This window comes from Cellulomonas sp. B6, assembly GCF_001462455.1.
Classification (GTDB): Bacteria; Actinomycetota; Actinomycetes; order Actinomycetales; family Cellulomonadaceae; genus Cellulomonas.
In genome coordinates this window covers 1-1104 of sequence record NZ_LNTD01000261.1, presented here as the reverse complement: position 1 = coordinate 1104, position 1104 = coordinate 1, and the positions used below count along the sequence as shown (strand labels likewise).

Genomic DNA, 1104 nt, shown 5'->3' with positions numbered 1-1104 from the left:
GCCGCGGGCCCGCTCATGCGTAGTGCACCTTCCGCTCGACGAACCGCAGCTGCACGGCCGTCACGGCCAGCAGCAGCAGGAAGAGGATCGTCGCGCCGGCCGACGCGTAGCCCGCGCGGCCGTTGACGAAGCCCTCGACGTAGATCTGGTACATCAGCGTGGTCGTCGAGCCGAGCGGGCCGCCCTGCGTCATCGACCGGATGATGTCGAACGACTGCAGCGACGCGAGCAGCATCGTCACGAGCAGGAAGAACGTGGTGGGTGCGAGCAGCGGCAGCACGATCGAGCGCAGCGTCCGCGCGGGGGTCGCGCCGTCGAGCGCGGCGGCGTCCCGCAGGTCCTGCGGCACGGCCTGCAGGCCCGCGAGGTAGATGAGCGCGACGTACCCGAGGTGCTTCCACAGGTAGACGACCACGACCATGACGAGCGGCCACGGCTCGGCCGTGTACCACTGGGGCGACGTGGCGCCGAACCAGCCGAGCACGGTGGACATGAGCCCGTAGCGCGGGTCGAAGATGAACAACCACAGGATGCCGACCGCGTACCCGGACAGCACGTAGGGCGCGAACGCGACCGTCCGGGCCAGGCCGCGGCCGGGCAGGCGACGGTCGAGCAGCAGCGCGAGCGCGAGGCCGAGGACGAGCGCACCGCCGACGGTCGTCAGCGTGAACACGGCCGTGGTCGTCAGGACGCGGGCCGTCGAGTCGGCCGTGAACCACTCGACGTAGTTGCCGAGGCCGACGAACCGCGCGACGGGCGACCCGAGGTTCCACTGCATGGTCGACAGGTAGAGGCTCTCGAGCAGCGGCTTGTAGACGAACAGCGCCAGCAGCGCGACGTTCGGGCCCGCGAGCAGCGCGAACCAGCCGAGCGCGCGGCGGCGGCGCGCGCGGGCGGCGGCGCCGGGCCGCGCGGCGGCGCGCCGTGACGGGCGCGAGGCCGGTGGCGCGGCGGACGGGCCCGCGCCGGGCGGCGGGGCGAGGACGGCGGTCATGGTGCTCCGGGCGGTCGGGGCGCGTCCGGGGGGACGTCGGCGCGGCGGCGACGACGGTGGTCCGTCGTCGTCGGCCCCGGGGTGGGGCCGGACCGTGCTCGAAACTAGGC

At 74.0% G+C, this 1104-nt stretch carries 1 protein-coding gene; it reads right to left on the bottom strand.

Annotation, left to right across the window (positions count from 1 at the left end; genetic code table 11):
* Window positions 1–13 precede the first annotated feature (13 nt).
* The gene (locus ATM99_RS17545) at window positions 14–994 is read right to left on the bottom strand and encodes a carbohydrate ABC transporter permease (protein ID WP_062104088.1); all 981 of its coding nucleotides are present in this window, start codon (window positions 992–994) and stop codon (window positions 14–16) included.
* Window positions 995–1104 lie beyond the last annotated feature (110 nt).

What these genes read in the sequence shown, in the direction of transcription:
- ATM99_RS17545 (WP_062104088.1), bottom strand. Translation starts at nt 994, where the DNA reads ATGACCGCCGTCCTCGCCCCGCCGCCCGGCGCGGGCCCGTCCGCCGCG.